The following is a 25,146-nucleotide window of genomic DNA, read 5'->3' on the forward strand; positions in this document are numbered from 1 at the left end:
GCAATGACTGAGCGTCTCCCGCTGATGGCGGGCAACTGGAAGATGAACCTCAACCACCTTGAGGCCATCCAGCACACCCAGAAGCTGGCCTTCGCGCTGGCCGACAAGGACTACGCGGCCGTCGAGGTCGCCGTCCTGGTGCCGTTCACCGACCTGCGTTCGGTGCAGACCCTGGTCGACGGCGACAAGCTGAAGATCAAGTACGGCTCGCAGGACATCTCGCAGCACGACTCCGGTGCCTACACCGGCGAGGTCTCCGGCCCGATGCTGGCCAAGCTGAAGTGCACCTTCGCGGTGATCGGCCACTCGGAGCGCCGCCAGTACCACGGTGAGGACGAGGCGATCGTCAACGCCAAGGTCAAGGCCGCCTACCGGGCCGGGATCACCCCGATCCTGTGCATCGGCGAGCCGCTGGACGTCCGCAAGGCCGGCACCCACGTCGAGCACACCCTCGCCCAGCTGGACGGCGCCCTGGCGGACATCCCGGCCCACCAGGCCGAGTCCATCGTGGTCGCCTACGAGCCGGTCTGGGCGATCGGCACCGGCGAGGTGGCCACCCCGGAGGACGCGCAGGAGGTCTGCGCCGCCATCCGCAGGCGGATCGCCGAGCTGTACGACGCCGAGCTGGCCGACAAGGTCCGCGTGCTGTACGGCGGTTCGGTGAAGTCGTCGAGCGCGGCCGGTCTGATGGCCAAGCCCGACATCGACGGCGGCCTGATCGGCGGTGCCTCGCTGGACGCCGACGAGTTCGTCAAGATCGTGCGCTACCGTGAGCAGGCAGTAGGCTAACGCCGCTGCAGCAACGTAGGCTTTGGGGCCGGACCGCCGTCAGCGGTCCGGCCCCGTCGCCGAAGATACGAGAGAGTTGGTCCCGTCGTGGTTCTCGGGTTCTCGATTGCCCTGATCATCTTCAGTCTGCTGATGATCCTGCTGGTGCTGCTGCACAAGGGGAAGGGCGGCGGCCTGTCGGACATGTTCGGTGGCGGCGCGATGTCCACCGGCGGCGGCTCGGCGGTGGCCGAGCGCAACCTGGACCGCATCACGATCGTGGTCGGTCTCGCCTGGTTCGCCTGCATCATCGTGCTGGGCCTGGTGCTGAAGTACAAGAGCTGACGTAACCCTGACGCCCCGTCGCCCGAGCGCCTATCCTGGGACGGTCGGGGGCGGAGGCGATGGCGGTGGACGCTTAACTCCTGCTTACACTAGGACGACTTTCGCCACCGACGCGCACCGCGGAGGGTCGGCGCACCAGCACGCAGGGAGTCAGACCGTGGCAAGTGGCAACGCCATCCGTGGCAGCAGGGTCGGAGCGGGCCCGATGGGCGAGGCGGAGCGCGGCGAGTCCGCCCCGCGCAACCGGATCACCTTCTGGTGTGCCAACAAGCACGAGACCCGGCCGAGCTTCGCCGCCGAGGCCGTCATCCCGGACACCTGGGACTGCCCGCGGTGCGGATTCCCGGCCGGTCAGGACGAGCACAACCCGCCCGCGCCCTCGCGCAACGAGCCGTACAAGACCCACCTCGCCTACGTCCGCGAGCGGCGCACCGACGCCGACGGCGAGGCGATCCTCGCCGAGGCGCTGGCCAAGCTGCGCGGCGAGATCTGACCCGGACGACAGACAGCGAAGGGCGCCACCGTCGAGGACGGTGGCGCCCTTGTGCGTTGCCGGGCCCGTTACGCCGAGGCCGGCGGGTACAGCTGGGGCGGGATCTGCTCCGCCGCGGCCCGGTCCAGCAGCCACAGGGTGCGGCTACGGCCGTACGCGCCGGAGGCGGGCGCCTGGAGCTCGCCGGGGCCGGACAGGGCCATCGCGACCGCGTCCGCCTTGTCCGCGCCGGCCGCCAGCAGCCAGACCTCGCGGGCCGCCCGGATCGCCGGGAGGGTGAGCGAGACCCGGGTCGGCGGGGGCTTGGGGGCCCCGCGCACGCCGATCACGGTCAGCTCGGTCTCCCGCACGCCCGGGTGCTCGGGGAAGAGCGAGGCGACGTGGGTGTCCGGGCCGACGCCGAGCAGCAGCACGTCGAAGGCCGGGACGCCGAGCCGGTCGCCCGGGCCGGACGCCTTCGCCAGCTCCTCCGCGTAGCGGGCGGCGGCGGCCTCCACGTCGGAGCCGTCCGCACCGTCCGAGGCGGGCATCTCGTGCACCCGCGCCGGGTCGAGCGGGACGGAGTCCAGCAGTTCGGCGCGGGCCTGGACGGCGTTGCGGTCCGGGTCCCCGGCGGGGACGAAGCGCTCGTCGCCCCACCAGAGGTCCAGCCGCGCCCAGTCGACCGCGTCGCGCGCCGGGGAGGCGGCGATCGCGGCCAGCAGGGCGTTGCCGTTGCGCCCGCCGGTGAGCACCACCGAGGCGGTGCCGCGGGCGGCCTGGGCGTCCACGATCCGGGTGATCAGCCGGGCCGCGGCCGCCTGGGCCATCAGCTCCTTGTCCCGGTGGACGACCAGCTGCGGGGTCGCGTTGGTCATGCGCTCCCCTTGGCGGCGCGCTTGGCGGGCTTCTTGGCGGGAGCCTTCTCGGCGTCCTCGGGCACGTCCTCGGACGAGGCCTCGGACGCGACCTTGGCGGTCACCCGGGCGGGGTTGGCCACCGCGGCCTCGGCGACCGCCGCGCGGGCGACCCGCTCGGCCGCCGCCGTCTCGGCGGTGTCCGGCTCGCGCAGCCGGTCGACGGGCGTGCGCACGGCCGTCGCGTAGATGTCGTCCGGGTCGAGCCGGCGCAGCTCCTCGGCGATCAGCTCCGAGGTCTCGCGCCGCTTGAGCGCCACCTGGCGGTCCGGGGAGCCGGCCATGGAGAGCGTGCCCATCAGGCCGTCCGGGCGGTCCAGGGTGATGTCGCCGTCCTTGGTGCGCAGGTGCACCGCGGTGATGCCGGGGCCGCCGGTGACGACCCGCTCGACCGGCACGTGCAGCCGGTTGTGCAGCCAGAGGCCGAGCAGTTCGACGCTGGGGTTGTAGGACTCGCCCTCGACCACCGCGGAGGTGATCGTGACCGGCCGCTGGTCCAGCGCGGCGGCCAGCATCGAGCGCCAGCCGGTGATCCGGGTCCAGGCCAGGTCGGTGTCGCCCGGGGTGTAGCTCTGGGCCCGCTGGGCGAGCTGGCCGACCGGGGACTCGGCGGTGACGGCGTCGGTGATCCGGCGCTGGGCGAGCGCGCCCAGCGGGTCCTGCGCCGGGTGCAGCGGCGCGTTGTCGGGCCACCAGACGACGACCGGGGCGTCCGGGAGCAGCAGTGGCAGGACCACCGACTGGGCGTGCGCGGCGAGTTCGCCGTGCATGCGCAGGATGACCGTCTCTCCCGAGCCGGCATCGGTGCCGACCAGGATCTCGGCGTCCAGCCGGGTCTCGGCGCGGGCCCGGGGCGAGCGCCCGGCGCGTTTGATCACCGCGAGGGTGCGCGAGGGGTGCTCGCGGGAGGCGTCGTTGGCGGCCTTGAGGGCGTCGTACGCGCTGCCCTCGTCGGTCACGATCACCAGGGTGAGCACCATGCCGGCGGCGGTGGAGCCACTGGCCCGGCGCGCCTCCATCAGCGCGGCGTTGATCTTGCTGGACGTCGTGTTGGTGAGGTCGATCTTCATGGCCGGCGCCAGCTCCTGCCGTCTCGTGCGAGCATCTCGTCCGCCTCGGCCGGGCCCCAGGTCCCCGCGGAGTACTGGGCGGGCTTGCCGTGGGTGTCCCAGTACTTCTCGATCGGGTCGAGGATCTGCCAGGAGAGCTCGACCTCCTGGTGACGCGGGAACAGGTTGGCGTCGCCGAGCAGCACATCGAGGATGAGCCGCTCGTACGCCTCCGGGCTGGACTCGGTGAAGGACTCGCCGTAGGCGAAGTCCATCGTGACGTCCCGGACCTCGAAGGAGGTGCCCGGCACCTTGGAGCCGAACCGCACCGTCACGCCCTCGTCCGGCTGGACCCGGATGACCAGGGCGTTCTGCCCCAGCTCCTCGGTCGCGTAGGAGTCGAACGGCAGGTACGGGGCGCGCTGGAAGACCACCGCGATCTCGGTGACCCGGCGGCCCAGCCGCTTGCCGGTGCGCAGGTAGAACGGGACGCCTGCCCAGCGGCGGTTGTTGATCTCCAGCTTGATCGCCGCGTAGGTGTCGGTCTTGGAGTCCGGGTCGATGCCGTCCTCGTCCAGGTAGCCGACCACCTCCTCGCCGCCCTGCCAGCCGGCCGCGTACTGGCCGCGCACGGTGTGCCGGCCGAGGTCGGCCGGGAGCTTGACGGCGCTGAGCACCTTGAGCTTCTCGGCGACCAGCGCCTTCGGGTGGAACGACGCCGGCTCCTCGATGGCGGTGAGCGCCATCAGCTGGAGCAGGTGGTTCTGGATGACGTCGCGGGCGGAGCCGATGCCGTCGTAGTAGCCGGCCCGGCCGCCGATGCCGATGTCCTCGGCCATGGTGATCTGCACGTGGTCGACGTACGACCGGTTCCAGATCGGCTCGAACATCTGGTTGGCGAAGCGCAGCGCCAGGATGTTCTGGACCGTCTCCTTGCCCAGGTAGTGGTCGATCCGGAAGACCTCGTCCCGGGGGAAGACCTCGTGGACGATCCGGTTCAGCTCCTGGGCGCTCTCCAGGTCGTGGCCGAAGGGCTTCTCGATGACCGCGCGGCGCCACGAGCCCTGCGGGGGGTCGGCCAGGCCGTGCTTCTTGAGCTGCTGGACGACGGTCGGGAAGAACTTCGGCGGGACGGACAGGTAGAAGGCGAAGTTGCCGCCGGTGCCCTGCGCCTTGTCCAGCTCGACGATGGTCTCGCGGAGCTTGTCGAAGGCGTCGTCGTCGTCGAAGGTGCCGTGGACGAAGCGCATGCCCTTGGCGAGCTGCTGCCAGACCTCCTCCCGGAACGGGGTGCGGGCGTGCTCCTTGACCGCGTCGTGGACCTCCTTGGCGAAGTCCTCGTCGTCCCACTCGCGCCGGGCGAAGCCGACGAGAGAGAAGCCCGGCGGCAGCAGACCGCGGTTGGCCAGGTCGTAGATGGCCGGCATGAGCTTCTTGCGGGACAGGTCGCCGGTGACTCCGAAGATGACCAGACCGGACGGCCCCGCGATGCGCGGGAGCCGTCGGTCGGCCGGGTCACGAAGCGGGTTGACGGGGGCCGGCGGGAGATCGTCCGCGTCCGACTCCGAGGTCAACTCGGGGAAATCAGTGCTCACTTGTTGGGCTCCGCTTTCGTGCGCTGGCTGTGTGAGCGAACGGTCACTTCTCGCCGGCGAAGGAGGCGAGCGAGGCGGTGACGGTGTCGAGCAGCTCGTTCCAGGACTGCTCGAACTTCTCCACGCCCTCGTCCTCCAGCACCTGGACCACGTCGTCGTAGTCCACGCCGGCGGCGGCGATGGCGTCCATCACGGCCTTGGCGTCGGCGTAGTTGGGGACGATGGTGCCGCCGGTGACCACACCGTGGTCGGCGGTGGCCTCCAGGGTGGCCTCGGGCATGGTGTTGACCGTGCCGGGGGCGACCAGCTCGGTGACGTACAGGGTGTCCGGCAGGGCCGGGTCCTTGACACCGGTGGAGGCCCACAGCGGGCGCTGCGGCTTGGCGCCGGCGGCCTCCAGCGAACGCCAGCGGGCGCTGCCGGCGGACTTGCCGTCGACCGAGCCGAAGACCTCCTCGTACGCCTGGTAGGCGAGGCGGGCGTTGGCCAGGGCGGCCTTGGAGCGCAGGTCCCGGGCGTCGCCGCCGATCTTCTCCAGGCGCTTGTCGATCTCGGTGTCCACGCGGGAGACGAAGAAGGAGGCGACCGACTCGATCTGGGAGAGGTCCAGGCCCTTGGCCTTGGCGGCCTCCAGACCGGTCAGGTAGGCGTCGATGACGGCCTTGTAGCGCTCCAGCGAGAAGATCAGCGTGACGTTGACGCTGATGCCCCGGCCGATCACCTCGGCGATCGCGGGCAGGCCGGCCTTGGTGGCGGGGATCTTGATGAAGACGTTCGGGCGGTCGACCAGCCACCACAGCTGCTTGGCCTCGGCCACGGTGGCCGCGGTCTCGTGCGCCAGGCGCGGGTCGACCTCGATGGACACCCGGCCGTCGCGGCCGTTGGAGGCGTCGTAGACCGGGCGCAGCACGTCGGCCGCGTCACGCACGTCCGAGGTGGTGATCATGCGGACGGCCTCGTCGGTGGTGACCTTGCGGACGGCGAGGTCGCGCAGCTGGCCGTCGTAGGAGTCGTCGCCGCCGCCGATGGCCTTCTGGAAGATGGTCGGGTTGGTGGTCACGCCCACCACGTGCTTGTTCTGCACCAGCTCGGCGAGGTTGCCGGTGTTCAGCCGCTTGCGGCTGAGGTCGTCCAGCCAGATCGCCACGCCTTCGTCGCTGAGGCGCTTCAGTGCGTCAGTCATGGTGCTTCAGTCCTTTTTTCTTCTGCTTCGTGGGGTAGTCAGAGGGGGCCGTGCGCCCGCGTGCGGGCGGGCGCACGGCCCAAGGAGGCGTCAGCGGTTGACGGCCTCAAGGGAACGGAGGGCGTTGTGGGCCTCGGCCACCACGCGCTCGGCGGTCAGGCCGAACTCCTCGAAGAGCACCTTGTAGTCGGCGGAGGCGCCGAAGTGCTCCAGCGAGACGATCCGGCCGTGGTCGCCGACCAGCTCGCGCCAGCCCTGGCCGATGCCGGCCTCGACCGACACCCGGGCCTTGACCGACGGTGGCAGCACGCTGTCACGGTAGGCCTGGTCCTGCTCCTGGAACCACTCGAAGGACGGCACCGAGACCACCCGGGTGGCGATGCCCTCGGCCTCCAGCACCTCGCGGGCCTTGACGGCCAGCTGGACCTCGGAGCCGGTGCCCAGCAGGATCACCTGCGGGTCGCCGCTGGAGGCCTCGGCCAGGATGTAGCCGCCCTTCGCGGTGCCCTCGGCGGAGCCGAAGACCTGGCGGTCGAAGGTCGGGACGTTCTGGCGGGTGAGCGCCAGGCCGACCGGGCCCGGGTGGGTGGTCTGGCGCTCGATGACGGTGCGCCAGGCGACGGCCGTCTCGTTGGCGTCGGCCGGGCGGACCATGGACAGGCCCGGGATGGCGCGCAGCGAGGCCATGTGCTCGACCGGCTGGTGGGTCGGGCCGTCCTCGCCGAGGCCGATCGAGTCGTGCGTCCAGACGTAGGTGACCGGCAGCTTCATCAGCGCGGCCAGGCGCACGGCCGGGCGCATGTAGTCGGCGAAGACCAGGAAGGTGCCGCCGTACACGCGGGTCTTGCCGTGCAGCGCGATGCCGTTCATGGTCGAGCCCATGGCGTGCTCGCGGATGCCGAAGTGGATCGTCCGGCCGTACGGGCTGGCGCTCTTCAGCGGGTTGCCCTCGGGGAGGAACGAGCTGTCCTCGTCGATCGTGGTGAGGTTGGACTCGGCGAGGTCGGCCGAGCCGCCCCACAGCTCCGGGATGACCGCGCCGAGCGCCTTGAGGGTCTCGCCGGAGGCCTTGCGGGTGGCGACGTCCTTGCCGGCCGGGAAGACCGGGACGGTCTTCTTCCAGCCCTCGGGCAGCTCGCCGGCCTGGATGCGGTCGAACTCGGCGGCGCGCTGCGGGTCGGCGGCGCGCCAGGCCTCCAGGGACTGCTCCCACTCGGCGTGGGCGGCCTTGCCGCGCTTGATGACCTCGCGGGCGTGCTCGATCACCTTGTCGGAGACCTCGAAGGTCTTCTCCGGGTCGAAGCCCAGGACCTTCTTGGTGGCGGCGATCTCGGCGGCGCCGAGCGCGGAGCCGTGCGCCTTGGCGGTGTTCTGGGCGTCCGGGGCCGGCCAGGCGATGATCGTGCGCATCGCGATGATCGACGGACGGGTGGTCTCGGCCTTGGCCGCGGCCAGCGCGTCGGCCAGGACGGCCACGTCGATGTCGCCGTTGGCCTTCGGGGCGACCCGCTGGACGTGCCAGCCGTACGCCTCGTAGCGCTTGAGGACGTCCTCGGAGAAGGCGGTCTCGGTGTCGCCCTCGATCGAGATGTGGTTGTCGTCGTACAGGGCGACCAGGTTGCCCAGCTTCTGGTGGCCGGCCAGCGAGGAGGCCTCGGCGGAGATGCCCTCCTCCAGGTCGCCGTCCGAGACGATGGCCCAGATGGTGTGGTCGAAGGGGGACTCGCCGGCGGCGGCGTCCGGGTCGAACAGGCCGCGCTCGTAGCGGGCGGCCATCGCCATGCCCACCGCGTTGGCGATGCCCTGGCCGAGCGGGCCGGTGGTGGTCTCCACGCCCGCGGTGTGGCCGTGCTCCGGGTGGCCCGGGGTGCGGCTGCCCGCGACGCGGAAGGCCTTGAGGTCGTCCAGCTCCAGGCCGTAGCCCGACAGGTACAGCTGGGTGTAGAGGGTCAGGCTCGTGTGCCCGGGGGACAGCACGAACCGGTCGCGGCCGACCCACGAGGGGTCGGTCGGGTCGTGGCGCAGGAAACGCTGGAAGATCAGGTACGCCGCGGGGGCCAGCGACATGGCCGTCCCGGGGTGTCCGTTGCCGACCTTCTGGACGGCGTCCATGGCCAGGACCCGCGCTGTGTCAACCGTGCGCTCATCCAGTTCGGACCACTCGAATGCGTTCGTCGGCGTCGTGCTCACCCTGTCTCAGGGCTCCTTCCGTTGTGAAGAGTGACCCCGTGAAAGGGGACCGGGTCGGCCACGGCGCTGTGGTCTCGACGCTGGGTGGTGCCGGTCACGGAGGGTAGATCCCGCTTCTGCGTGCGAGCCTACCGTCCGGCCCGGGGCTCACCCTCCGTGCTGGGACAACCAGGAAATCCGTATGGTGATTCCCACCAGGGCGGTCTGCCTGATTTTGTCCCAGACTCTCCTGTTTTACGGCACCCTGCCGCCCCGGTGGTCAGGACGGGTTGCGGCGGCGCGCCGGAACGGCTTCGTGGCTTCACCCAGTCGGTTCACCCGGGGGTGTGCCATCGGCCTCGCCGGGGGACCCCGGAGCCGGATGGGATATATGGAGCGTCTAAGGTGGCGTGGTACGCGCAGAGCGGACGATTTGGGACCCTTCGTTCCTGTGGACGCCTGCGAGGATTCATCTTCAGTTGGGGTGTTAGTGACCGCCGTCGAAACCCGTCCCGCCGGGGTCACCGGGGCGACTCCTGCGCACCGGCCCATCGGGGCCCGTGTCGGCGCCTTCGTCGCACTGACCAAGCCACGGATCATCGAACTGCTGCTGATGAGCACGGTGCCGGTGATGTTCCTCGCCCAACAGGGCGTCCCGAACATGCTGCTGGTGCTGAAGGTCGTGGTCGGCGGCTACCTCTCGGCGGGCGGCGCCAACGCCCTCAACATGTACATCGACCGCGACATCGACGCGGTGATGACCCGCACCGAGCGCCGGCCGATCGTCACCGGGATGGTGTCGCCGCGCGAGGCGCTGGTGTTCGGCATCGTCCTCGCGATCGTCTCGACCCTGCTGCTGGGCTTCGGCGTCAACTGGCTCTCCTCCGGACTGGCGCTCGGCGCGCTGCTGTTCTACGTGTTCGTCTACACGCTGGGGCTCAAGCGGCGCACCTCGCAGAACATCGTCTGGGGCGGCATCGCCGGCTGCATGCCGGTGCTGATCGGCTGGTCCTCCGTCACCAACTCGCTGTCCTGGGCGGCGGTCGCGCTGTTCCTGGTGGTGTTCTTCTGGACGCCGCCGCACACCTGGGTGCTCTCGATGAAGGTGCGCGAGGACTACGAGCGGGCCGGCGTGCCGATGCTGCCGGTGGTCAAGGGCAACGTCGCCGTCGGCAAGCAGGTCGTCGCCTACTCCTGGGTGATGGTGGCGACCTCGCTGGCGGTGTGGCCGCTGGGGCACATGAGCTGGCTGTACCCCGTCACCGCGGTGCTGCTCGGCGGGTTCTGGCTGCGCGAGGCGCACGCGCTGTACGGCCGGGCCAAGGCCGGGGTGGTGGGCGCGAAGCTGAAGGAGATGCGGCTGTTCCACTGGTCGATCACCTACCTGTCGCTGCTGTTCGTGGTGTGCGCGATCGACCCGTTCGTGAAGTAAGGCCTGTCCGACGTCGAAGAGCCCCGGTCCGGTGGACCGGGGCTCTTCGCGTTCTCACCGCGCCGGCAGCCCGGACGGGCCGACGTGGTCGTCCAGCCAGTCCCGGAGCGGCTGGGAGGCGCGCAGGAAGGCGGTGATCCGGGTGTGGGCGCCGCGGGTGCCGAGCCACTTCTCGGGCGCCCACTCCTGCCAGGCGACCAGGCCCTTGTGGCGCAGCAGCTCGATCCTCGGGTGGTCCTTGGGGAAGCCGCGCGGAGCGGTCTTGAGGGAGTCCCGGCCGTGCACCCGGGGGCCGTCCTGCTCCACCGCGGCAATCACCCGCTCCAGCTCGGCGCCGCTGACGTCCTCGGCGACGGCGGCACGGTAGCGGTCCAACTGGTCGGGGGCGAGCTGGTACATCCCGTTGCCGCAGGCCAGGCCGTCGGCGGAGAGCTGGACGTAGCCGCCGGTCTCCAGGTGGGCGCCGATGTGCGTCTTGTACGGAGACTTGTCGGCGCTGAACCGGACGTCGCGGTTGGGACGGAAGATCTTCCCGGGCCCGAACTCCGGCTCCAGCTCGGCGAGCAGCAGCTCCATCGGGGTCCGCACGTCGTCGTCGTACTGCTCCTTGTGGGCCTGCCAGAAGGTCTTGGAATTGTCGGCTTCGAGGTGCTCGTAGAAGTCGAGCGCCTCGGCCGGCCAGCCGGAGAAGGTCACGCCTCCAGTATGTGGCCCGGTGCACAGGGCGCTCCCGTCGCCAGCACGACTACCGGTGGGTAGCATGCGGGCATGAGCAGCGCAGAGACCGCCACCGCCGCCGCGCCGGACGCCCGTACCGAGCGCCGCGCCAAGCGCATCGCCAAGCACCTCAGCAGCTTCGCCCGCCAACACGGGGGCGGCGCCGACGCGGTCGTCGAGTACGTCGGCGCCGTGGCCACCCGGATCGTGGTGGTCGGCGCGGACGGCGCCTGGGGCGACCAGGTGGCCCCGAGCTACGCCGTCGGCCGCCGCGCCGCCGAACTGGCCGGGCTGACCCTGCACGACGACTTCGAGGGCGAGCTGGCCCTCAAGGTGAAGACCGGCCCGTACGAGTGGAAGCGCATGGCCGGCATCCAGCTCGGCGGCTGATCACTTCGGTGCCCACGGCAACGGCCCGGTTCCCCTTCGAGGGGGCCGGGCCGTTGCCGTCGTTGGCGGCCCGAGTTGATACGGCGATGGCGCGAGACTGCGTTGAGGAACTTCGATCGCTCGGGGTTTCGGCCCGGAAACAGAGGACGGTGTGACGGTGACGGTGGCGGTTCGGCTGTTGGACGGCGAGCAGGCGGTCGAGCTGGAGGGCCGGTTGAAGGAGGTGTTCTCGGAGGCGTTCGCGGAAGCCCCCTACGGCGAGGGGCCGACCGATGTGGGGCGGGCGTTTCGCCGGTTCCGCTCGCAGGCGCGTCGGCGGGGGTTCCGGGCGGCCATCGCCTTCGACGGCGACACCGTTGTCGGGATGGCGTACGGCTACCCGCTGTCGGCGAACACCGGATGGTGGGACACCCTGATCGATCCCGTGCCCGAGGACCTCAGGCATGAGGACGGGCAGCGCACGTTCGGTCTCTTCGAGCTGGCGGTTCGGCCCCGGTGGCGCCGCCAGGGCGTCGCCGCCCGTATGCATCGCGCCCTCATCGAGGGCATCGACAGCGCCCGGGTGATGCTGAACACCCGGCCGGAGGCGACTGCCGCCCAGGCGTCCTACCGAGCGTGGGGCTACAGGCGCGTCGGTTCGGCGATCCCGTGGGACGGTGCGGCTCGGCACGACGTGATGGTCCTCGATCCGATCCACCCGGTGGTGCGAGCGTGACGCCACTCCACTCGGTGTCCGTCGCGGGGGTGGTGGTGCGGGAGGACGGGCGGGTGCTGACGATTCGGCGGGCCGACAACGGGGCTTGGGAGCCGCCGGGGGGCGTGCTGGAGCTGGGCGAGGGCATCGAAGACGGCGTGCGCCGGGAGGTCTACGAGGAGACCGGGATCCACGCCGGCGTGGAGCGGCTGACCGGTGTCTACAAGAACCTGCGCCGAGGGGTTGTCGCGCTGGTCTTCCGGTGTCGGCCCGAGGGCGGACAAGTGCGGCTCTCGGATGAGTCGGTCGAGGTCGACTGGATCACGGCGGACGAGGTCTCCGCGCGCATGGCGGAGGTCTATGCCGTGCGGGTGTTGGACGCGCTTCGGGGGGACACGTCGCCGAGTGTCCGGAGCCATGACGGGCGGCGGTTGTTGTGACACGTCGAAGGCCCCCATCCGAGGATGGGGGCCTTCGCCGATGCTCAGACGGTGGCAACCTGTGGGGTCTGTGCGGGCAGCTGGTCGGGGGCCGCTTCTACCTCGCGTACGCGCAGGGCGAGGGGGATGCGGAGGGCGGCGATCCATGTGAGGGTGGCGCCGAGCATGTGGAGGCCGACCATCAGCTCGGGGGCGTCGGTGAAGTACTGGATGAAGCCGAGGACGCCCTGGAGGAGCAGGACCGCCAGCAGTTCCCTGGTGCGGGCCTTCGCCGCCGGCGGGGCCTTGATGGCGGCGAAGACGAAGATCATCGCGATGGTCAGGCCGACCGACACGAACGCGAGGTCGGCGTGGAACTGGGCCAGCCTGTCGTAGTCGATCGGGATCCGGGGGACGATCTTGTTGTCCTTCGGCGTGCCCGGGTGGTGGCCGGCGCCGGTGACCAGGGTGCCGGCTGCGACCAGCAGGCCGACGGCCAGGACCAGCACGTAGGAGAGCTGGTGGATCGGGCGGGCCACGGCGAGCTTCGGGGCTCCGTCGCCCTCCTTCGACCGCTCCCACATCAGCAGCGCGACCCACACCAGCGCCATCGCGGCGATCATGTGCAGCGCGACGGTGTACGGGTTCAGGCCGGTCAGTACGGTGATGCCGCCGAGCACAGCGTTGCTCATCACCAGCCAGAACTGCGCCCAGCCGAGCTTGGTCATGCTGTGCCGCCAGGGGCGGTGGCAGCGGGCGGCCAGGATGGCCCAGCCGACGGCGGCGCTCAGTACGTAGGTGAGCATCCGGTTGGTGAACTCGACGACGCCGTGGAAGCCCATCTCGGCGGTCGGGGTCAGGCTGTCGGCGGTGCAGCGGGGCCACGTCGTACAGCCGAGGCCGGAGGCGGTGAGGCGGACGGCGCCGCCGGTGACGACGATCACCACGCTCATCACCAGCGCGGCGAACGCGGCGCGCCGGACCATCACGGCGGACGGCTGCCAGCGGTCGGCGAGCAGGGAGAAGGGATTAGGCACGGGGTCAATCGTAGGCGGCCTTACAGGGGATCTTGGGGCGGGGCGCGAGCGTGACCCGGGCGCGGGGGTTACCCGGGGTCGGGTGGGTGCAAACCGGACTCTTCGGTCAAGGCGGTCATTGGTCTTGACCAATCACCTGTGAGGCCGAAAGAGTGCGGATTGGTCCATACCTTTTTTCGGACCTCTCCCACTCCTCCCGCACAAGCGGAGACCTGCACATGCGCATACCCACGTCCGCCGCCGCGCTCGCAGTCGGCGGCTCGCTCGCACTGGCCGGCCTGATCGCCCCCGCCGCCGCCCACGCCGCCGACCCCGGCCAGGAGTGCCGCAGCCTCGGGGTCGCCAACCTCTACGGCGAGTTCATCGAGGGCGACGACACCCACACCCCCGACGCCGAGGGCGCCGTCGCGGTGGGCGGCAACGCCGACTTCACCGGCGGCTTCTCGGTCGGCCAGGAGCTGACCCCCGCCGAGGTCGACGCCCTGCCCGGCAAGAACGCGCTGGTGGTCGCCGGCCGCATCACCGGCCACAACACCCAGGTGATGAAGGGCAGCGGCGTCTACGGCTCCAAGGCCGACGGCGCCGTCGTCCAGGCCCACCAGGGCGCCATCGCCCAGGGCGCCTCCCCGATCGACTTCAAGGCCGAGTTCGCCAAGCTGCGCGCCGCCTCCACCGCGCTGGCCGCCGCGCCGCAGACCGCCGGCGCCACCGTCCAGGCCAAGGGCGCCGAGCTCACGTTCACCGGCGGCGACGCGAAGTACAACAGCTTCACCGTCGACGCCGCGAAGCTCCAGGGCGCCAAGGACGTCTTCCTCAAGGTGCCGGCCGGCTCGGTGACCGTCATCAACGTGACCGGCGGCTCGTACGACATGGCGGCCGCCGGGACCACCGGCTTCCACCTGTGGGACGAGGCCAAGGCGTCCTTCGTCCTGGACGACAAGCTGCAGAGCGCGGCCGGCGGGGCGATCCGCGCCAAGCTGCTGTGGAACTTCCCCACCGCGGCCAAGGTGGTCAAGAGCAGCAAGGCCGCCTGGGCCGGCACCGTGCTGGCGCCCAACGCCGCCTTCGACCTCGGCAGCGGCGGCCCGGTCAACGGTTCGGTCATCGCGGCCTCGCTGACCGGCAAGGGCGGCGCGGAGACGCACCACTACCCGTTCGCCGGCTGCCTGCCCGGTGTCGTCGTCCCGACGCCGTCCACCACGCCCACCACGCCCACCACGCCCACCGTGCCGCCGGTGGTGCCGAGCGGGACGCCGTCGGCCTCCACCACGCCCGGGACACCCGGCACGTCGGCCACCCCCGGGACCTCGGCGAGCCCCTCGGCCACGCCCTCCGCCCCGGTGAGCGGCAAGCCGAGCGCGGGTGCCTCGGCCAGCCCGTCGGCCACCGCCTCGGCGGGTGTGCCGGCCGCCTCGGCCTCGGCCTCGGCGAGCCCGTCCGCCCAGGCGAACGCGGGCGGCAACCTCGCGCACACCGGCTCCGGGCCCGTCGTGCCGCTGGCGATCGCCGGCGCGGTGGTGCTCGCGGCCGGTGGCGCGATCGTGGTCGTCACCCGGCGTCGGGCGGCCAAGAAGGCCTGATGGTTTCGCCGGTCGACCGGTGCTGCGCCCTCGGTGATTGAACCTGATCACCGGGGGCGCACGTATTTCAGTCAGGTGACGAAGTTCATTCAAGTTTGCCGAATCCGCGTTCCGCGAGGTGGCAGCTGTGATGGGCTGGTCATACACATCAGACGACGGACCAACAGACGAAATTCGGTCGTACGGCGGGGTGTGGAGAGGTGCGGGAGTGCCGGTAGAGTCCCCCGGACAGTCGTAGCGGGCCACCGCGAAACCTTCAACACGCCTGCTGCGCAAGACCGTTCTGAGGGGAACAGCGTAAATGGCGCGACAGCAGCGGCACATGCGGATCGGCGCGGCGGCACTCGCCGGGACGGCGGCGGCCGGAATTCTCCTGCCTCTGGCGCTGGCAACCAACGCCTCGGCGCACGTGCCGAGTTGGTCGGTGACCTGCGACAAGATCGTGATCGATCTGATCAACTACAGCCCCAAGCCCGACGTGAAGAACACCGTCAGCCTCACCATCGACGGCGAGAAGGTCCTGGACGCCAAGGCCTTCCCCGCGGAGTTCCACGGCACCTTCCCGGTGAAGGACCACACAGCCCCCGTCAAGGCGAACCTCGTGGTGAACACGACGGAGACCCCCAACGAAAAGGGCTGGAACATCAACGAGACCAAGACGATCGAGCCGTGCCACACGCCGACTCCGACGCCGACTCCCACCCCCACGCCCACCAAGACCCCGACCCCGACACCCACCCCGACGCCGTCGCAGACCACGACTCCGACGCCGACTCCCACGCCGACGCCCACCAAGACCCCGACCCCGTCGGCCTCGCCCACCGCGAGCAAGACCGCGACCCCGACCCCGACTGTGACCCCGGTCCCGACGCCCACCACCAGTGGCCCGGCGCTCGCCCAGACCGGTAGCAACGACGCCACCCCGATGATCGCGGCGGCCGGCGGCGGCGTGCTGCTGGTCGGTGGCGCGCTCGTCCTGCTGGCCCGCAAGCGTCGCGGCAGCCAGAGCTGACGTTCCGTCGGTGACGTGAGACCGCCCCCCGGCCGAAGCGGCCGGGGGGCGGTTCCCGTGTGGGGCGGCCTCACATGCGGTGCGGCCTCATGCACGGAGCGGTTCACGTGCGGAGCGGTTCACGTGCGGGGCCGAGGGTTACTCCCAGCGGAAGAAGCGGGCCGCGGCGGCCAGCCCGAGGACGGCCCAGCCGGCCAGGATGCCGAGGTCGGACCAGGGCACCCCGGCGCCGTGCTGGAGGACCGACCGCAGGCCGTCCGAGAGCGCGGAGATCGGCAGCAGCTCCAGCACCGACTGCACGGCCGAGGGGAACTTGCTCAGCGGCACGATCACCCCGCCGGCCAGCAGCAGCAGGATGAACACCAGGTTGGCGGCGGCCAGTGTGGCCTCCGCCTTGAGCGTGCCGGCCATCAGCAGGCCGAGGCCGGAGAAGGCCGCGGTGCCGAGCACCAGCAGCGCGACGACCGTCAGCGGGTTGCCCTGCGGGGACCAGCCGAGCGCCAGCGCGATCACCGACAGCAGCGCGACCTGCAGCGCCTCGGTGACCAGGACGCAGCCGGTCTTGGCGGTCAGCAGCGCCCAGCGCGGGAGCGGGCTGGCGCCGAGCCGCTTCAGCACGCCGTAGCGGCGCTCGAAGCCGGTGGCGATGGCCTGCCCGGTGAAGGCGGTGGACATCACGGCCAGCGCGAGCAGGCCGGGGGCCAGGAAGTCGACCCGTTTGCCGGGGCCGTCCACCGCGACGATGTCCACGGCCGAGAACAGCACCAGCAGCACGGTCGGGATGACCACGGTGAGCAGCAGCTGTTCGCCGTTGCGCAGCAGCATCCTGGTCTCGAAGGCGGTCTGGGCGAGCAGCATCCGGCCGACCGGGGCCGCGCCGGGCTTGGGGGAGTAGTCGGTGGTGGTACTCACGAGCGCAGGTCCCGTCCGGTCAGGTCGAGGAAGACGTCTTCGAGGCTGCGGCGCTGGACGGACAGCCGCTCGGGCAGGACGCCGGAGGCTGCGCACCAGCCGGTGACGGTGGCCACCAGCTGCGGGTCGACGGGCGCCTCGACGCGGTAGCTGCCGGGGGTGGTCTCGGTGGCGGTGGCGCCCTCGGGCAGTTCCTTGAGCAGTGGGCCGAGGTCGAGTCCGGGCGGGCCGTCGAAGCGCAGGGCGTTCTCGGCGCCGCCGCGGCACAGCTCTTCGGGGCTGCCGGTGGCGATCACCCGGCCGCGGTCGATGACGGCGACCTGGTCGGCGAGCTGTTCGGCCTCGTCCATGTGGTGGGTGGTGACGACCACGGTGACGCCGTCCCGGCGCAGGTCGCGGACCAGCTCCCAGGTGGCGCGCCGGGCCTGCGGGTCGAGGCCGGCGGTGGGCTCGTCCAGGAAGACCAGTTCGGGGCGGCCGACCACGGCCATGGCCAGGGCGAGCCGCTGCTGCTGGCCGCCGGACAGGCGCCGGTAGGCGGTGCGGCCGCAGGAGCCGAGGCCGAGCCGCTCGACCAGTGCGTCGACGTCCAGCGGGTGGGCGTGCAGCGCGGCGGTGTGGCGCAGCATCTCGACGGCGCGCGCGCCCGCGTACACGCCGCCCGATTGGAGCATGACGCCGATCCGGGGGCGCAGCGCGGCGTTCTGGGCGACCGGGTCGAGGCCGAGGACGCGGACGGTGCCGGCGTCGGGGCGGCGGTAGCCCTCGCAGGTCTCGATGGTGGTGGTCTTGCCGGCGCCGTTGGGGCCGAGGACGGCGGTGATCGCGCCGCGTGCGATGGTGAGGTCGAGGCCGTCCACCGCGGGCTTGTCGCCGTAGTGCTTGACCAGCCCGGCGATCTTCACCGCGGGTTCGGAGTGCATACCGGCGAGTGTAAGAGGCCCCGACGCCGGGCCCGGACGGCGCCCTCGATGATCGTTTTCGCAGGTCAGGTAAGGCTTACCTGCGTGACAGATGACACGAGTGAGGCCTGCATCACGGCTTGTCCTGTCGGAAGTAATTACGCAACACTGGTGTTGTGAAAAACATGCGCGAGCACGCCACGCCCCAGGAGGCCGAGTCGGCCCCCGGGTGCGACGTGCCCGTGACGGCGGCCGAGGTGCTGCTGGAGGGCCACCGCGCCACCCGGGACCGGGTCGCCCGGTCGATCCTCGACCACGGCCCCTCCTCCGCCGCCGACCTGGCGAGCCGGCTCGGCCTCACCGCCGCCGCCGTCCGCCGCCACCTGGACGGGCTGGCCGCCGCCGGCCTGGTCGAGTCCCGCGAGCAGCGGGTCTACGGCAGCCGTGGCCGGGGCCGCCCGGCCAAGGTCTTCGCTCTCACCGACGGCGGCCGGGACGCCTTCTACCAGGCGTACGACCAGCTCGCCGCCGACGCGCTGCGCTGGATCTCCGACTCGGTCGGCGGCGGCAAGGCCGGCGAGGAGGCGGTCGCCGCCTTCGCCCGGGCCCGGTTCGGCAAGCAGGGCGAGAAGTACCTGGAGCTCCTGCGGCTGGCCGAGGCGGGGGAGCGCACCGAGGCGCTCGCCCAGGCGCTGAGCGCGGACGGGTACGCTGCCACGGTGCGGCGGGTCCCGCCGGCCGTGGCGAAGGCCCCGGCGGGCGCCCAGCTCTGCCAGCACCACTGCCCGGTCGCGCACATCGCCGAGCAGTTCCCGCAGCTCTGCGAGGCGGAGACCGAGGTCTTCTCGCAGCTGCTGGGCACCCATGTGCAACGGCTGGCCACCATCGCCCACGGCGACGGGGTCTGCACCACCTATGTGCCGGCACCCGGTGCCGCATCGTCGCCTGCCCGGCGTTCCGCGGGCCGCGGCTCCGATGCAGTGCCGACTGCCGGTACGTCCACCGAAGATTCAGCGTCCGCGCGTTAGGAAGCTCGCATGACTGACACCGTTTCGCACCCCGAGCTCGAGGGCCTGGGCACCTACGAGTACGGCTGGGCCGACCCGGACACCGCCGGTGCCGCGGCCAAGCGCGGGCTCAGCGAGGAGGTCGTCCGCGACATCTCCGCGAAGAAGAACGAGTCCGAGTGGATGCTGAACCTGCGTCTCAAGGGCCTGAAGCTGTTCGGCAAGAAGCCCATGCCGACCTGGGGCTCCGACCTCTCCGGCATCGACTTCGACAACATCAAGTACTTCGTCCGCTCCACCGAGAAGCAGGCCGAGTCCTGGGAGGACCTGCCCGCGGACATCAAGGCCACCTACGACAGGCTGGGCATCCCGGAGGCCGAGAAGCAGCGCCTGGTCGCCGGTGTCGCCGCCCAGTACGAGTCCGAGGTCGTCTACCACCAGATCCGTGAGGACCTGGAGGAGCAGGGCGTCCTGTTCCTGGACACCGACACCGCGCTGCGCGAGCACCCGGAGGTCTTCAAGGAGTACTTCGGCACCGTCATCCCGGCCGGCGACAACAAGTTCGCCGCGCTGAACACGGCGGTGTGGTCCGGCGGCTCGTTCATCTACGTGCCCAAGGGCGTCCACGTCGACATCCCGCTCCAGGCCTACTTCCGGATCAACACCGAGAACATGGGCCAGTTCGAGCGGACGCTGATCATCGTCGACGAGGACGCGTACGTCCACTACGTCGAGGGCTGCACCGCGCCGATCTACTCCTCCGACTCGCTGCACTCCGCGGTCGTGGAGATCATCGTCAAGAAGGGCGGCCGCTGCCGCTACACGACCATCCAGAACTGGTCGAACAACGTCTACAACCTGGTCACCAAGCGCGCCGTGGCGTACGAGGGCGCGACCATGGAGTGGGTCGACGGCAACATCGGCTCCAAGGTCACCATGAAGTACCCGGCCGTCTACCTGATGGGCGAGCACGCCAAGGGCGAGACCCTGTCGATCGCCTTCGCGGGCGAGGGCCAGCACCAGGACGCCGGCGCCAAGATGGTGCACATGGCGCCGAACACCTCCTCCAACATCGTCTCCAAGTCGGTGGCGCGCGGCGGCGGCCGGACCTCCTACCGCGGTCTGATCGAGATCGGCGAGGGTTCCAAGGGCGCCAAGTCCAACGTGCTGTGCGACGCGCTGCTGGTGGACACCATCTCCCGCTCGGACACCTACCCGTACGTGGACGTCCGCGAGGACGACGTGTCCATGGGCCACGAGGCGACGGTCTCCAAGGTCAGCGAGGACCAGCTGTTCTACCTGATGAGCCGGGGCATGACCGAGTTCGAGGCGATGGCGATGATCGTCCGCGGCTTCGTCGAGCCGATCGCGCGCGAGCTGCCGATGGAGTACGCGCTGGAGCTCAACCGGCTGATCGAGCTGCAGATGGAGGGCGCGGTCGGCTGACGTCCAGCCGCTGACCGCCCACCGACTTTTCGAGCTTTTCGAGGAAGAGAGCACTACGACAGCCATGGCTGACGTCAACACCACCACCGGCTCCACCACCGCCGGGTCGATCGAGGTCGGCACCGCCGGCGCCGGCGCCCAGCTCGCCGGCCCCGGCACCGGCCGCGCCACCGTCCAGCAGCCGATCGACGCCCGGGTCGCCGTCAAGCCCTCGTTCGAGGTCGGCGACTTCCCGGTGCCCACCGGCCGCGAGGAGGACTGGCGGTTCACCCCGATGCACCGCCTGGGCGGCCTGCACGACGGCACCGCCGCCGAGGCGGCCAAGGGCGAGGACAAGGTCGAGCTGAGCCTGCCGGACGGCGTCACCGCCGAGACCGTCGGCCGCGACGACGCCCGCCTGGGCAAGGCCGGCAAGCCCGTCGACCGGGTCGCCGCGCAGGCGTTCAGCGCCTTCGAGCAGGCGCTCGTCGTCACCGTCCCCCAGGACGCGGTGCTCACCGAGCCGGTCAAGATCGACGTGCACGGCGAGGGCGGCACCCGCTTCGCCCACGTGGTGGTCGACGTCAAGCCGTTCGCCGAGGCCGTCGTGGTGATCAACCACACCGGTACCGGCACCCGGGCCGCCAACGTCGAGCTGCTCGTCGGCGACGGCGCCAAGCTCACCTTCGTCTCCGTCCAGGACTGGGACCGCAACGCCGTCCACGTCGCCCAGCAGACCGCGCTGGTCGGCCGGGACGCCTCGCTGAAGTCCGTGGTCGTCACCTTCGGCGGCGACGTCGTCCGGATCCACCCGCGGGTCAACTACGCCGCGCCCGGCGGCGAGGCCGAGCTGTTCGGCCTCTACTTCGCCGACGCCGGCCAGCACCTGGAGCACCGTCTGGTCATCGACCACGACACCCCGCACTGCCGCTCCAACGTGGTCTACAAGGGCGCGCTGCAGGGCCAGGACGCCCACGCCGTCTGGGTCGGCGACGTGCTGATCCGCGCCGCCGCCGAGGGCACCGACACCTACGAACTCAACCGCAACCTGGTGCTCACCGACGGCGCCCGGGTCGACTCGATCCCCAACCTGGAGATCGAGACCGGCGAGATCGTCGGCGCCGGCCACGCCTCCGCGACCGGCCGCTTCGACGACGAGCAGCTGTTCTACCTGCGGTCCCGTGGCATCCCGGCCGACGAGGCCCGCCGCCTGGTGGTCCGCGGCTTCTTCGCCGAACTCGTCCAGCAGATCGGCGTCGCCGAGATCCAGGACCAGCTGATGGAGAAGATCGAGGCCGAGCTGGAAGCGGCGGTCTGATCCAGATGACCTTCCTCCGTGCCTGCGCGCTGAGCGACCTCCAGGAGGACGTGCCCAAGCGCGTGGACCTCAACGGCGTGCCGGTCTCCGTCGTCCGCACCGACGAGGGGGTGTTCGCGATCAACGACACCTGCTCGCACGCGAACGTCTCGCTCTCCGAGGGCGAGGTCGAGGACTGCATGATCGAGTGCTGGCTGCACGGCTCCAGCTTCGACCTGCGCACCGGCAAGCCCTCCGGCCTGCCCGCCACCAAGCCGGTCGCTGTCTACCCCGTAAAGATCGAAGGGGACGATGTGCTCGTCTCCGTCAACCAGGAGTCCTGAGTACCCATGGCAACGCTTGAAATCCGCGACCTGCACGTCTCCGTCGAGGCCGAGAACGGCCCGCGCGAGATCCTCAAGGGCGTCGACCTGACCGTGAAGCAGGGCGAGACCCACGCGATCATGGGTCCGAACGGCTCCGGCAAGTCCACCCTGGCCTACTCGCTCGCCGGCCACCCCAAGTACACCGTCACCGGCGGCTCGGTGCTGCTGGACGGCGAGGACGTCCTGGAGATGTCCGTCGACGAGCGCGCCAAGGCCGGCGTCTTCCTGGCCATGCAGTACCCGGTCGAGGTCCCGGGCGTCTCGGTGAGCAACTTCCTGCGCACCGCCGCCACCGCCGTCCGCGGCGAGGCCCCCAAGCTGCGTCTGTGGGTGAAGGAGGTCAAGGAGGCGATGGCCGCCCTCCAGATGGACCCGGCCTTCGCCGAGCGCAACGTCAACGAGGGTTTCTCCGGCGGCGAGAAGAAGCGCCACGAGATCCTCCAGCTGGAGCTCCTCAAGCCGAAGATCGCGATCCTCGACGAGACCGACTCCGGCCTGGACGTCGACGCGCTGCGGATCGTCTCCGAGGGCATCAACCGGGTCCGCTCGACCGGCGAGGTCGGCACCCTGCTGGTGACCCACTACACCCGCATCCTGCGGTACATCAAGCCCGACTACGTCCACGTCTTCGCGGGCGGCCGCATCGTCGAGTCCGGCGGTGCCGAGCTGGCCGACAAGCTGGAGAACGAGGGCTACGAGGCGTATGTGAAGGGGGGCGCGTCCGCGTGACGCATCCGTTCACGGGTCTGCTCGACACCGACGCGATCCGCAAGGACTTCCCCATCCTGCAGCGCGTGCTGCACGAGGAGAAGCCGCTCGTCTACCTGGACAACGCGGCCACCTCGCAGAAGCCGCGCCAGGTGCTGGAAGCCCTGACCGCCTACTACGAGCGGCACAACGCCAACGTCCACCGCGGCGTGCACGTGCTCGCCGAAGAGGCCACGGCGCTCTACGAGGGCGCGCGGGACAAGGTCGCGGCCTTCGTCAACGCGCCCAGCCGCAACGAGGTGATCTTCACCAAGAACGCCTCCGAGTCGCTCAACCTCGTTGCCAACATGCTCGGTTGGGCCGACGAGCCGTACCGGGTGGACGCCGACTCCGAGATCGTCATCACGGAGATGGAGCACCACTCCAACATCGTTCCGTGGCAGCTGCTGTCGCAGCGCACCGGCGCGAAGCTGAAGTGGTTCGGGCTCACCGACGAGGGCCGGCTCGACCTCTCCGACATCGACGAGCTGATCACCGAGAAGACCAAGGTGGTCTCCTTCACCCTGGTCTCCAACCTGCTCGGCACCGTCAACCCGGTCGAGACGATCGTCCGCAAGGCCCAGTCGGTCGGCGCGCTGGTCGTCATCGATGCCTCGCAGGCCGCCCCGCACATGGTGCTGGACGTCCAGGCGCTGGAAGCCGACTTCGTCGCCTTCACCGGTCACAAGATGCTCGCCCCGACCGGCATCGGCGTGCTCTGGGGCCGCCAGGAGCTGCTGGAGGACCTCCCGCCGTTCCTCGGCGGCGGCGAGATGATCGAGACCGTCACCATGGGCTCGTCCACCTACGCCCCGGCGCCGCACAAGTTCGAGGCCGGCACCCCGCCGATCGCCCAGGCGGTCGGGCTCGGTGCGGCCATCGACTACCTGTCGGACATCGGCATGGAGAAGATCGCCGCGCACGAGCACGCGATCACCGCGTACGCGGTCGAGCGCCTGCTGGAGGTCCCGGACCTGCGGATCATCGGCCCGCGCACGGCCGTCGACCGCGGCGCCGCGATCTCCTTCACCCTCGGCGACATCCACCCGCACGACGTGGGCCAGGTGCTGGACGAGCAGGGCATCGCCGTGCGCGTCGGCCACCACTGCGCGCGGCCGGTCTGCCTGCGGTACGGAATTCCGGCGACCACGCGGGCGTCGTTCTACCTGTACTCGACGCCGGGCGAGGTCGACGCGCTGATCGACGGCCTGCACCACGTCCGGAACTTCTTCGGCTGACGGGACTGGGCAGGACATGAAGCTCGACTCGATGTACCAGGACATCATCCTGGACCACTACCGCAACCCCCACGGCAAGGGGCTGCGGGACGGCGACGCCGAGGTGCACCACGTCAACCCGACCTGCGGTGACGAGATCACCCTGCGGGTGCGGCTCGACGGCTCGACCGTCGCCGACGTCTCGTACGAGTCCCAGGGCTGCTCGATCAGCCAGGCCAGCGCCTCGGTGCTGAACGACCTGGTCGTGGGCAAGACCGTCGGCGAGGCGCAGACCGTCCAGGAGGCCTTCCTGGAGCTGATGCAGAGCAAGGGCCAGGGCGAGGGCGACGAGGAGGTGCTGGAGGACGCGGTCGCGTTCGCCGGCGTCTCCAAGTACCCCGCCCGGGTCAAGTGCGCCCTGCTCAGCTGGATGGCCTGGAAGGACGCCACCGCCCAGGCGCTCGCCCAGCACCCCGCCGTGAACGACTGACCCGCAGAGGAGGACAGAACAATGAGTGACGAAACCCCCTCCGCTGCGGAGGAGCAGCCGAACGGCGTCGTCATCGTCGGCACCACCGCCGGCACCGTGTCCGTGGAGGACCTGACCGAGGCCCTGATGGACGTCGTCGACCCCGAACTGGGCATCGACGTCGTCAACCTGGGCCTGATCTACGGCATCCACATCGACGAGTCCGACGTGGCCACCATCGACATGACGCTCACCTCGGCGGCCTGCCCGCTGACCGACGTCATCGAGGACCAGGCCAAGACCGCCACCGACGGCCTGGTCCAGGACCTGCGCATCAACTGGGTCTGGATGCCGCCGTGGGGCCCCGACAAGATCACCGACGACGGCCGCGACCAGCTCCGCGCCCTGGGCTTCAACGTCTGACGGACGGCCCTTTCGTCAACTCGCTGCCGCGCGACTCCTTCCTTCCGGGGGATTCGTGCGGCAGTGGTGTATCTGCGCCTCAGTGGGTGATGGCCTCGCTGTGACCGGAACCGGGGAAGGGTGTTCCGGCCGAGAGGAGGACGCCGCGCTCGACGGCCCCGCGTAGGACGGTGGCGATCTCCTGGGGCAGGAGGCTGATCGCGTCGAGCGCCTCGGTGGTGAGGGGGACCTCCTCCAGGAGGTACTCGCCTCGGCCTTCCTGGGTGAACTCGGGGCCGGTGCGGTCCTCGAAGCTCCACTTCTCGATGGTGGCGAGGTAGAAGACCTGGCGTTCGTCGTCGGTCTCGATGGTGTGGAGGAGGCTGACGATCTGGGCCTCGCCGGCGATCTCCTCGCGGACCTCGCGCAGCAGGGCCTCCTCGGGGCTGGCGTCGGTCGGTTCGATCTTGCCGCCGACGATCACCCAGTACGGGTCGATGCCGGGGCGGATGCGCTTGATCAGCAGCATGGTGTCGTTCGGGGTGAGGAGGACGGCGCGGACGCGGTGCTGCATGGTGCTCTGCTTCCTGTTCGATGGGACGG

At 70.7% G+C, this 25,146-nt stretch carries 27 protein-coding genes; 17 read left to right on the plus strand and 10 right to left on the minus strand.

Annotated features, from left to right (window positions below):
* Window positions 1-3 precede the first annotated feature (3 nt).
* The 3 genes from tpiA to ACFWPT_RS11985 all read left to right on the plus strand — a co-directional run bounded on the left by tpiA (window position 4) and on the right by ACFWPT_RS11985 (window position 1,606).
* Window positions 4-789 carry a triose-phosphate isomerase gene (gene tpiA, locus ACFWPT_RS11975; protein ID WP_363368892.1) on the plus strand — a complete coding sequence of 262 codons (786 nt, stop codon included), beginning with the start codon at window positions 4-6 and terminating at the stop codon, window positions 787-789.
* Between the two features lie 87 nt (window positions 790-876).
* On the plus strand, window positions 877-1,113 hold the full coding sequence (gene secG / locus ACFWPT_RS11980) for a preprotein translocase subunit SecG (protein WP_063349509.1): 237 nt from the start codon (window positions 877-879) through the stop codon (window positions 1,111-1,113).
* Between the two features lie 205 nt (window positions 1,114-1,318).
* Window positions 1,319-1,606, plus strand: coding sequence for an RNA polymerase-binding protein RbpA (locus ACFWPT_RS11985; protein WP_063349510.1), 288 nt, complete (start codon window positions 1,319-1,321; stop codon window positions 1,604-1,606).
* A 68-nt stretch (window positions 1,607-1,674) separates the two neighbouring features.
* On the opposite strand, the gene pgl is transcribed toward ACFWPT_RS11985, so the two are convergent.
* From pgl to tkt, 5 genes are all read right to left on the minus strand, one after another.
* Window positions 1,675-2,463 carry a 6-phosphogluconolactonase gene (gene pgl, locus ACFWPT_RS11990; protein ID WP_363368896.1) on the minus strand — a complete coding sequence of 263 codons (789 nt, stop codon included), beginning with the start codon at window positions 2,461-2,463 and terminating at the stop codon, window positions 1,675-1,677.
* Window positions 2,460-3,572, minus strand: a complete 1,113-nt coding sequence (gene opcA, locus ACFWPT_RS11995) for a glucose-6-phosphate dehydrogenase assembly protein OpcA (RefSeq protein ID WP_363368898.1) — start codon at window positions 3,570-3,572, stop codon at window positions 2,460-2,462. The genes pgl and opcA overlap by 4 nt, the downstream gene beginning before the upstream one ends.
* Window positions 3,569-5,125 (minus strand): glucose-6-phosphate dehydrogenase, encoded by a 1,557-nt coding sequence (gene zwf / locus ACFWPT_RS12000; RefSeq protein WP_363369122.1) that lies wholly within the window; start codon window positions 5,123-5,125, stop codon window positions 3,569-3,571. The genes opcA and zwf overlap by 4 nt, the downstream gene beginning before the upstream one ends.
* Window positions 5,126-5,189: 64 nt before the next feature.
* Complete coding sequence (tal, locus tag ACFWPT_RS12005) at window positions 5,190-6,329, minus strand: transaldolase (protein ID WP_063349514.1); 1,140 nt, start codon at window positions 6,327-6,329, stop codon at window positions 5,190-5,192.
* Window positions 6,330-6,419: 90 nt separating this feature from the next.
* A complete protein-coding gene (tkt, locus tag ACFWPT_RS12010; protein ID WP_380481448.1) occupies window positions 6,420-8,519 on the minus strand; it encodes a transketolase in 2,100 nt (699 codons plus the stop codon).
* 463 nt (window positions 8,520-8,982) lie between these two features.
* Here tkt and ACFWPT_RS12015 point away from each other — a divergent pair, with 463 nt between their 5' ends.
* Window positions 8,983-9,930 carry a heme o synthase gene (locus tag ACFWPT_RS12015; RefSeq protein ID WP_063349516.1) on the plus strand — a complete coding sequence of 316 codons (948 nt, stop codon included), beginning with the start codon at window positions 8,983-8,985 and terminating at the stop codon, window positions 9,928-9,930.
* A gap of 54 nt (window positions 9,931-9,984) precedes the next feature.
* Here the strand turns inward: ACFWPT_RS12015 and ACFWPT_RS12020 are convergent, their stop codons facing one another.
* Window positions 9,985-10,626, minus strand: coding sequence for a DUF2461 domain-containing protein (locus ACFWPT_RS12020; protein WP_380481450.1), 642 nt, complete (start codon window positions 10,624-10,626; stop codon window positions 9,985-9,987).
* 72 nt (window positions 10,627-10,698) lie between these two features.
* Between ACFWPT_RS12020 and ACFWPT_RS12025 the strand changes: the two genes are divergently transcribed.
* The 3 genes from ACFWPT_RS12025 to ACFWPT_RS12035 all read left to right on the plus strand — a co-directional run bounded on the left by ACFWPT_RS12025 (window position 10,699) and on the right by ACFWPT_RS12035 (window position 12,171).
* A complete protein-coding gene (locus tag ACFWPT_RS12025; RefSeq protein ID WP_063349518.1) occupies window positions 10,699-11,037 on the plus strand; it encodes a hypothetical protein in 339 nt (112 codons plus the stop codon).
* A gap of 151 nt (window positions 11,038-11,188) precedes the next feature.
* On the plus strand, window positions 11,189-11,752 hold the full coding sequence (locus ACFWPT_RS12030) for a GNAT family N-acetyltransferase (protein ID WP_380481452.1): 564 nt from the start codon (window positions 11,189-11,191) through the stop codon (window positions 11,750-11,752).
* Between the two features lie 14 nt (window positions 11,753-11,766).
* A complete protein-coding gene (locus ACFWPT_RS12035; protein ID WP_380481454.1) occupies window positions 11,767-12,171 on the plus strand; it encodes an NUDIX hydrolase in 405 nt (134 codons plus the stop codon).
* A 44-nt stretch (window positions 12,172-12,215) separates the two neighbouring features.
* Here the strand turns inward: ACFWPT_RS12035 and ACFWPT_RS12040 are convergent, their stop codons facing one another.
* Complete coding sequence (locus ACFWPT_RS12040) at window positions 12,216-13,187, minus strand: heme A synthase (RefSeq protein ID WP_380481456.1); 972 nt, start codon at window positions 13,185-13,187, stop codon at window positions 12,216-12,218.
* A 218-nt stretch (window positions 13,188-13,405) separates the two neighbouring features.
* Between ACFWPT_RS12040 and ACFWPT_RS12045 the strand changes: the two genes are divergently transcribed.
* Both ACFWPT_RS12045 and ACFWPT_RS12050 read left to right on the plus strand, forming a co-directional pair.
* Entirely contained in the window at window positions 13,406-14,767 is a 1,362-nt protein-coding gene (locus tag ACFWPT_RS12045) for a choice-of-anchor A family protein (RefSeq protein WP_380481458.1), read from the plus strand.
* 301 nt (window positions 14,768-15,068) lie between these two features.
* Entirely contained in the window at window positions 15,069-15,779 is a 711-nt protein-coding gene (locus ACFWPT_RS12050) for an LAETG motif-containing sortase-dependent surface protein (protein ID WP_380427291.1), read from the plus strand.
* Between the two features lie 138 nt (window positions 15,780-15,917).
* On the opposite strand, the gene ACFWPT_RS12055 is transcribed toward ACFWPT_RS12050, so the two are convergent.
* Together ACFWPT_RS12055 and ACFWPT_RS12060 are read right to left on the minus strand one after the other, a co-directional pair.
* Window positions 15,918-16,637 carry an ABC transporter permease gene (locus ACFWPT_RS12055; RefSeq protein ID WP_063351445.1) on the minus strand — a complete coding sequence of 240 codons (720 nt, stop codon included), beginning with the start codon at window positions 16,635-16,637 and terminating at the stop codon, window positions 15,918-15,920.
* 50 nt (window positions 16,638-16,687) lie between these two features.
* Complete coding sequence (locus ACFWPT_RS12060; protein WP_380481460.1) at window positions 16,688-17,614, minus strand: ABC transporter ATP-binding protein; 927 nt, start codon at window positions 17,612-17,614, stop codon at window positions 16,688-16,690.
* 164 nt (window positions 17,615-17,778) lie between these two features.
* On the opposite strand from ACFWPT_RS12060, the gene ACFWPT_RS12065 reads away from it, so the two are divergent.
* The 8 genes from ACFWPT_RS12065 to ACFWPT_RS12100 all read left to right on the plus strand — a co-directional run bounded on the left by ACFWPT_RS12065 (window position 17,779) and on the right by ACFWPT_RS12100 (window position 24,564).
* Entirely contained in the window at window positions 17,779-18,621 is an 843-nt protein-coding gene (locus ACFWPT_RS12065; RefSeq protein ID WP_107452933.1) for a metalloregulator ArsR/SmtB family transcription factor, read from the plus strand.
* 9 nt (window positions 18,622-18,630) lie between these two features.
* Window positions 18,631-20,046: a Fe-S cluster assembly protein SufB gene (gene sufB, locus ACFWPT_RS12070; RefSeq protein WP_363368925.1), complete on the plus strand. Its 1,416-nt coding sequence runs from the start codon at window positions 18,631-18,633 to the stop codon at window positions 20,044-20,046.
* Window positions 20,047-20,110: 64 nt separating this feature from the next.
* Entirely contained in the window at window positions 20,111-21,343 is a 1,233-nt protein-coding gene (gene sufD / locus ACFWPT_RS12075; protein WP_363368927.1) for a Fe-S cluster assembly protein SufD, read from the plus strand.
* A 5-nt stretch (window positions 21,344-21,348) separates the two neighbouring features.
* The gene (locus tag ACFWPT_RS12080) at window positions 21,349-21,666 is read left to right on the plus strand and encodes a bifunctional 3-phenylpropionate/cinnamic acid dioxygenase ferredoxin subunit (protein WP_063349526.1); all 318 of its coding nucleotides are present in this window, start codon (window positions 21,349-21,351) and stop codon (window positions 21,664-21,666) included.
* Window positions 21,667-21,672: 6 nt separating this feature from the next.
* Window positions 21,673-22,437: a Fe-S cluster assembly ATPase SufC gene (gene sufC / locus ACFWPT_RS12085; protein ID WP_063349527.1), complete on the plus strand. Its 765-nt coding sequence runs from the start codon at window positions 21,673-21,675 to the stop codon at window positions 22,435-22,437.
* The gene (locus tag ACFWPT_RS12090) at window positions 22,434-23,693 is read left to right on the plus strand and encodes a cysteine desulfurase (protein ID WP_350880453.1); all 1,260 of its coding nucleotides are present in this window, start codon (window positions 22,434-22,436) and stop codon (window positions 23,691-23,693) included. Before sufC ends, ACFWPT_RS12090 begins: the two co-directional genes overlap by 4 nt.
* Before the next feature lie 16 nt (window positions 23,694-23,709).
* Entirely contained in the window at window positions 23,710-24,162 is a 453-nt protein-coding gene (gene sufU, locus ACFWPT_RS12095; protein WP_063349529.1) for a Fe-S cluster assembly sulfur transfer protein SufU, read from the plus strand.
* A gap of 21 nt (window positions 24,163-24,183) precedes the next feature.
* Window positions 24,184-24,564 (plus strand): metal-sulfur cluster assembly factor, encoded by a 381-nt coding sequence (locus ACFWPT_RS12100; RefSeq protein ID WP_279634938.1) that lies wholly within the window; start codon window positions 24,184-24,186, stop codon window positions 24,562-24,564.
* A 79-nt stretch (window positions 24,565-24,643) separates the two neighbouring features.
* On the opposite strand, the gene ACFWPT_RS12105 is transcribed toward ACFWPT_RS12100, so the two are convergent.
* Entirely contained in the window at window positions 24,644-25,117 is a 474-nt protein-coding gene (locus ACFWPT_RS12105; RefSeq protein WP_380375161.1) for an NUDIX domain-containing protein, read from the minus strand.
* Window positions 25,118-25,146: the final 29 nt, after the last annotated feature.

Source organism: Kitasatospora sp. NPDC058478 (assembly GCF_042720345.1).
Lineage (GTDB): Bacteria > Actinomycetota > Actinomycetes > Streptomycetales > Streptomycetaceae > Kitasatospora.